The sequence below is a fragment of the Nostoc sp. genome (genome assembly GCF_036917455.1).
Lineage (GTDB): Bacteria > Cyanobacteriota > Cyanobacteriia > Cyanobacteriales > Nostocaceae > Nostoc.
In genome coordinates this window covers 1-7,553 of record NZ_JBALDK010000135.1, presented here as the reverse complement: position 1 = coordinate 7,553, position 7,553 = coordinate 1, and the positions used below count along the sequence as shown (strand labels likewise).

Genomic DNA, 7,553 nt, shown 5'->3' with positions numbered 1-7,553 from the left:
TAATGGGAATATAAATTATAAATTCTGTTCCTTTTCCTAAAACAGAATTAACTTCAATTCTACCCCCATGTATTTCTTCCACAATTTGCTGTGCGATCGCTAGTCCCAATCCTGTGCCTTTGCCAACTCCTTTTGTAGTAAATAAATGGTCAAATATGCGTACCTTGACATCTTCGCTTATTCCTGGTCCATTATCAGCAATTGATATTTTTAAGGTATGATTTTCAATTGTAGTTCTTACTATAATTTTGTGAGGATTTAGCTTTATATACTTAAAGCTTTGTCCTATACTTGACTCATCTAAAGCATCAATAGCATTAGCTAGAATATTCATAAATACCTGATTTAATTGTCCAGGAAAGCATTCGATTGGCTGGAAATTATCGGACTCAGTTATAACTACAATTTCTGGACGTTGCTCATTCGCTTTGAGGCGATGTTTGAGAATTAAAATTGTACTATCAATGCCTTCATTAATGTTAAATAGCACTTTATGAGCTTTATCGGCACGGGAGAAAGTTCTTAAGTTGATGCTGATATTTTTTAATCGCTCAGAAGCCATATCCATTGCGTCGATCATGTTTGGTAGGTCTTCTAAGCTATAGTCTAAGTCAATTTCTTCAGCATGATCGAGAATTTCTGCTTCCGGATTTGGTAGAGCTTTTTGATATAGTTTTAGGTGTTCAGTGATATCTGCCAAGGTAGGTTTAGCTTGTTTGAGGCTAGCCGAGATAAAGCCGAGGGGATTGTTCATTTCATGAGCTATCCCTGCAACTAAGTTACCTAGTGCAGACATTTTTTCCTGTTGTATCATTTGCAGTTGGGCTTGTTGTAGTTCTTGAAGAGCATTTTCTAGTTCTTGAGATTTTTGCTCAATGGCAGCTTCAGCAAGTTTGCGTTCCCGAAGTGCAGCTTGCTGTTCGCTAATGTCAATCAGAATTCCATCCCATACCATTTCACCATCCTCACCGTGTTCTGGCTGAGAAGCCGCTTTTACCCACTTGATATTTCCATTAGGTGTAATAATGCGCCACTCATGTTGAAATGGGGTAAGATTTTGTGCTGACTCGACAACTGCCTGAAAAGCCTCTGCTTCATCATCGGGATGTTCAAAATCACGCAGGCTACATTTCCCTGACAGGAAATCTTCTGCTGGGACTTCGTAAAGAGTTTGACACCCAGAACTGACATAGGGAACTGAAGCTGAACCATCGGCTTTAATTCGGATCTGATAAATCATTCCAGGAACATTATCTGCTAGTTTCTGAAAGCGGGCTTCACTGAGGCGTAATTTTTCCAAAGATTGTTCTAACTGTTGAGCATAAATTTGTGAATCTTGATAAAGACGGGCATTTTCCAGAGAAATGGCTGCTTGGGTACAAAGAAAGTTGAGAATGAGGATGCGATCGCTTGTAAACACACTACTAGTGGAGCGATTCTTTAAATACAAAATCCCAATTATGTGTCCTTGATTGAGAATTGGCAAGCACAACAAACTTTTTGGTTGTCGTTGACTTAAATACTCATCAATTACAGGTAAATTAGTTTTGAGTTCGTTAATAACCACAAGTTCTTGAGTGTTTTTGACGTACTGTATCAACTTAATTGGTAAGTTGGCGTTGTTCTCTAAAGGTTCGGTACACAGTTCTGTGGTTTCGGGTGTAGCAATGGCTCTTACCAACCATTTTCCTTGAGTATTAGGTAGGATTAAAGCACAGCGCTCGCCCCCAGAATGTTGCAGAATAATCTGTGTTAATTTGTGCAGTAGTTCATCCAGTTGAATCGTGCCGGAAATAGCTTGAGAGGCTTTAAGGATAGCAGCAAAATCAAAGCTACTAATGTCAGTGCTAGAAGAACGACCCAAATTAGTGGAATTATGAACCGAGATAACACAGCTAACGCTGCTCGATAGTGTTTCAAGCATATGCAGTGATTGTACTCTCTGCTGGAGAATGACGCGCAGTAAATCGGGATAGCGGTTTTCCAGATCCTGAGTTTTGGCCTTTGCGCCCCAATGAGCGTAACAGTAGTATGCCTCTTGCATATAGCCTGCTGCGACTTTCTGTTTGCCCCAACTTAGATAAAATTTGGCGGCCAGTTCATTGCTGACTGCTTCATCTTGCACATAACCATGCGTTTTGGCTTGGGCAATAGCTAAATCGTAATGTTCCATCGCCTCAGTAAATTGACCAAGCACTCGATAGCGTTCTGCTGCTACAAGTTGCCAACGATGTTGATGATTGAATGGGGCATGAGTAGCCCAAATTTGTAGTTTTTCTTGATGGGCATTGATTCGCTTTAAAATAGCTGATTGTTCTTCGGCATTAACATCGGTGTAGCGTGCTAAATGAATTAAAGCATCATAAAAAACTCGGATAACTACGACGAAGTAGCCAGTTACAGCATTACTATACTGTTCTGCTAAGGCTGCTTGTTCTGACGCTGCTTGGTATTCTCCGAACAAATAACAGAGGACAGCTTGATTGAGATAAAGATAGAATAATCCCGTGCGATTGCTAGCAGCTTGTAAGCTGGGTAAGATTTGGGCGGCATTGAAGACTTTGCCCTCTAAACAATAGGGAATTTCCGCTTGTCCTAATAAATTGAGAATCGCTTGCTGGTAACACTCTTGATATTTTAACGTTGCTTCTTGTTTGCCTTGGCTGATAACTTGCCGATAAGTCTCCATTTCTTCAGCCAAATCATTTAATTCTCGACCACTCCAATAGCTACACTGACTATATGACACTAAGTTCAACGCCATGCATACCCAATCTCCGGTTTCTAAGCCGCTCTGATAAGCCTCTAACAAAAATGGGATACTGTGATTTAATGGTTCTTTCCAATGCCGAATAAAGCTGTTGACAATAAAATATGCTCTGCTTTTAAAAGCGTTAATCTGGTATTGTTCTAGTAACTTTAATGAAAGCTGTCCAAACTCATACCCAGCATCAATATCTCCAATAAAACCACAAAGAGTTACTCCGTAGTCTGCATAAGAAAAGATAGCAATAGATGAATTGCCAAACTGGATAGCCATCTCCACTTGCTTAGATGTAAGTAGTGGTAACAGTGTCGGTTTACCAATGTACGCAGAGGACACTAGTGTAGTCATTATTTGCATGGCTGCCATTTGATGCGGATCGCTCATCGCAGGCAAATCCAGCAAACTTAGGGGTGCGCGCCCCATCCATAGTTGCCTTGTCTGTTGAGTTGCTGCGCTAATATCTGCCATAGTTGGCTGTTCGGGAAATTCCACACCGAGTAATTTCAACACTTGCAACCCAGTCTCAACTACTTTGGCAAATTGACCTTGAGACCGGAATGCCGTCATTCGGGTTTCATAGACTTTGATAGTATCAAGCAAAGAAGTAGCAGATTGCAACACAACGTCACCCCATGCTGCCAGCTTGTCAAAATCTGTATTTAGGCAGGCAGCTTCTAAACGCTCATTATGCAGATTCAGGGTTAATTTGTAATGTTCTGTCCAGGCATCGGAAGGCAGTAAGTCAATACCTTGGGTGCAATATTTGACAGCAGCATTATAGGCGATCGTTGCTTTGGCTTTGCGCCCCGCCAGCAAATTCAGTTGCACTAGCTCCAGTTTTTTGTCAGGCTGAGTTATCAAATCAATGCCTATATTCAGGTGATTGACAATTTCAAAGATATATGTTTCTAGTTTAGTTGCAGGTGTATTAGCGTGCAATAATTGACCGATAGCTAAATGAGTAGCTTGTTTTTGGTCTTGGGGAATTAAACAATAAGCAGCTTGTTGGACGCGATCGTGCAGAAAGCGATAAGCAACATTTTCGATATTGTTAGTATTAACTTCTTGCTCATGGCTGAGATAAAACTTATAAACTTGACTTTGCGGTAAAATCAATCCTTCCTGCAAAACCTTCCACAAAGCATCTGCCGCTGACTGTGGCGACTGTTGTGAAACAATTGCCAAAGTAGTTAAATCAAAAGAGTTACCAATAAAACCAGCTAACTTCAGGACATTTTGCGTTTGCTGGGGCAATTTCTGTAACTGAGTAGTCATAAATTCCACCACATCATCAGTTACAGATAGCGCATTTACTTGAGCAAAATCACATTCCCAATAACCTTGCTGGTGATTAAATTTAATTTGTTTATCTTCGTATAAAGCCTTAAGAAACTGCGTGATAAAAAAGGGATTGCCTTTAGTTTTGCGATTAATTAATTCTGTTAGGGGATGCGATATCTGTGTCGTACAATGTAAAGTATCAGCCACTAACTGATTAGTATCACTCAAGTCAAGGGGGGCAAGAGTAATAGTATTGACAGTCTTACCAGCTTTCTTTAGTTCCTCCACCTTCAACATAAATGGATGTGTGAGTGACACTTCATTATCTCGATAAGCACCTAACAAAAGAAGATATTTTTGATTTTCTATCAGCAGTTTAATTAACTGTAGCGAAGCCAAATCTGCCCATTGTAAATCATCCAGAAATATCACCAGTGGATGTTCCCTTGTGGTGAAGACAGCAATAAACTTTTGAAAGAGTAAATTAAACCGATTTTGTACCGCCGTTCCCGATAGTTCTGGTGCAGACGGTTGTTTACCAATTACCTGTTCTAATTCTGGAATTATTTCAATCAAAACTTGCCCGTTTTCTCCGACAACTTGAAGAATTTGATTGCGCCAATGTACCAATTGTGCGTCTGATTCTGACAACAATTGCGCTATTAAGTCACGTATTGCTTGCACAAAGGCGGATAAGGGAATATTACGATTGAATTGATCAAACTTACCTTTGATGAAATAACCCTTCTGACGGGTAATTGGCTTGTGGACTTCATTCACCACAGCAGTTTTCCCAATCCCCGAAAATCCCGCTACTAGCATGATTTCTGATGCGCCGTGAGTCACATGCTCAAATGCTTGTAATAAGCTAGCTACTTCTGCTTCTCTGCCATACAACTTTTCCGGGATGAGGAAGCGAGCGCAGACATCCCACTGACCGATTTCAAAATCTCTAATTTCTCCTGTATTTTGGATTTGGGCTAAACAAAGTTCTAAATCATGCTTTAATCCCAAGGCACTTTGATATCTATCTTCGGCGTTTTTCGCCATTAACTTCATGACAATATTCCATAAGACTTTTGGTATTTCTTTACTTCTGCCTTCTAACTGCGATGGCATTTTTGCCAGATGACAATGCACCAACTCCATCGGGTCGTTACAATTAAATGGTAACTTTCCTGTAAATATTTCATACAATGTTATACCCAGAGAATAATAATCGCTGCGGTAGTCGATGCCACGGTTCATTCTACCTGTTTGTTCTGGGGAAATATAGGCGAGAGTTCCTTCTAAAACATTTAGACTTTTAAGTTCTTGGGTTTCTTTAGGTAGTAATGAAGCAATACTAAAGTCAATGAGTTGAATTTGTTTTGTTTGGGGATGAATCAGAATATTTGCTGGTTTAATATCTTTATGAATAATGCGATTTTCGTGTAGATTGTGGATAATACGGACTAGTTGAATAGCAATATTTAAAACTTCTATTAAGGATAAACTTGAGTTTTTAATGTATTCTCTTAAAGAAATTTCTCCGGTATCTGCCATCACCAAAATATAGCCATTGCCATAGGTTTCTAGCGATAAGGGATGAATAATTCCAGCAATATTGAGATTTTTACTGATTGTATACTGATGGCGAAATTGTAGTAATTCGTTAAAACTGGGATACTCTAAGGTCAGAAGTTTAATAACGACTGGAAGTTGGTCTGATTGGCGGATAGCTCGATATACGTTGGTTCTGGAGCCAGCGTACAGTTGAAAGTTAATTTGATATCCTGGAATGATGGGGATAGAGTTCACAGTCGCCATCTATATACCTTATTACAGAATTTGGTTTTCCTTACTGACATTAGTATTCCCATCAACTTGATGTTGGATAACGCTATCGAGAGTAATTAATAGTGGGACTTAGACAAAAAACACCTATAAGAGAGCCTCAAATTTATATGTAGAAAGACTTTGACATCGTTTTACTTAGTTGATTGACATATCTGGGTTTGGAGCTTTAAATTGCACCATTTTCATGGTAGTAAAAGGTGCAAACCCTCTCCCTTGCTCTCTGCCCCCTGCCCCCTGCCCCCCTGCGATCTCAATGTGCAATCTTATTTGCTTAACAGCTTATTTGGTGTATTTCCTTTACCCTCTATGGGTCTAAAGCTTGTTTGTTCCTCAAAAATGTTTAAGTCTCACTAGAAAAATTATCCATGTAGACATGGACGTTTTCTACGCATCGGTAGAGCAGAGGGATAACCCTAGCTACCGAGGTAAACCGTTAGTAGTTGGTGGCAGCGCCAATCAACGAGGCGTGGTTGCAGCAGCCAGTTATGAAGCCAGAAAATTTGGTATTTATTCCGCGATGCCCTCAGTAACAGCGATCGCTAAATATCCTGGGCTTATCTTTGTCAGACTGAGATTCGACGTTTACCGAGAGATTTCTACTTTAATCCACGCTATATTCAAACACTACACTGATTTAGTGGAAGGGGTTGCTTTAGACGAGGCATACTTAGATGTGACGGAGAATAAGCAAAATATTCTCTACGCCTCTACGATTGCAAGACATATCAAAACTGCAATTGTCCAGGAAACGAAGTTAACGGCAACTGCGGGTGTGTCAATTAACAAGTTTCTTGCAAAAATGGCATCAGGGCAGAACAAGCCCAATGGACTAACGGTGATTTTACCCCAAGATGCGATCGCATTTGTAGAGCAACTGCCGATTGAAAAATTCCCCGGCATTGGAGAGGTGACTGCGGCTAAGATGCATTCACTCGGCATTCATACTGGCGCAGATTTGAAAGAGCGATCGCTGACTGAGCTAATACACCACTTTGGTAAAGCAGGTCATTATTACTACAAAATTGCTAAGGCAGAAGATGACCGTCCAGTAGAGGCGAATCGGGTTCGCAAATCCATCGGTGCAGAAAATTCGTTTGCACAAGACTTAAGCGATATAAGTCAAATTTTACAAGAACTCGAACAGATTGCCTCTCTTGTCGAGCAACGGTTAGAGCAACACGAAACGCGAGGACATACATTAACCCTAAAAGTCAAGTTTTCTGATTATCGCCAGATAACACGTAGTAAGACAGCGATCGCTCCAATTAGTGAAATAGATACAATTTTTGAGATAGCGAAAATACTGTTTTTATCGATTGACTTAGAGAACCGCAGTATCAGGTTACTGGGAATTTTCTTGTCCAATCTGGATAATGCCAAACAGACCCAAGTGATTCAATTGCCATTATTTCAGAATGGGAACATCATATTTTAGCGTAGGTGTAGTCTGTTCAGACGCTGACAACTTGGTTATTGTCAAAGAGCGAATTAACTCCCGAATCACATCAGTTGCAGGTCTACCCGTACTTGCACAATATTTTTCAAGTTTTTCGCTTTCAGTTGATGCAAGATTTATTGTGATTCGTTTGACAGCCCATTTTTTGTTCATAACTGCTTTATTGATAAAATTTAATGAATTATCCAGACTTTAAATGCCTTGTGCAAT

3 protein-coding genes are annotated in these 7,553 nt (G+C 40.1%); 1 reads left to right on the top strand and 2 read right to left on the bottom strand.

Annotation, left to right across the window (positions count from 1 at the left end; all coding sequences use genetic code 11):
* On the bottom strand, positions 1-5,857 hold a 5,857-nt coding region (locus tag V7K42_RS13980), incomplete at its 3' end, for an ATP-binding sensor histidine kinase (protein ID WP_334917071.1).
* 349 nt (positions 5,858-6,206) lie between these two features.
* Between V7K42_RS13980 and dinB the strand changes: the two genes are divergently transcribed.
* Positions 6,207-7,322, top strand: a complete 1,116-nt coding sequence (dinB, locus tag V7K42_RS13975; protein WP_334917069.1) for a DNA polymerase IV — start codon at positions 6,207-6,209, stop codon at positions 7,320-7,322.
* Here the strand turns inward: dinB and V7K42_RS13970 are convergent.
* Positions 7,293-7,496, bottom strand: coding sequence for a CopG family transcriptional regulator (locus tag V7K42_RS13970; protein ID WP_334917067.1), 204 nt, complete (start codon positions 7,494-7,496; stop codon positions 7,293-7,295). The two genes, dinB and V7K42_RS13970, sit on opposite strands and share 30 nt — an antisense overlap.
* Positions 7,497-7,553: the final 57 nt, after the last annotated feature.

What these genes read in the sequence shown, in the direction of transcription:
- V7K42_RS13970 (WP_334917067.1), bottom strand. Translation starts at nt 7,496, where the DNA reads ATGAACAAAAAATGGGCTGTCAAACGAATCACAATAAATCTTGCATCA.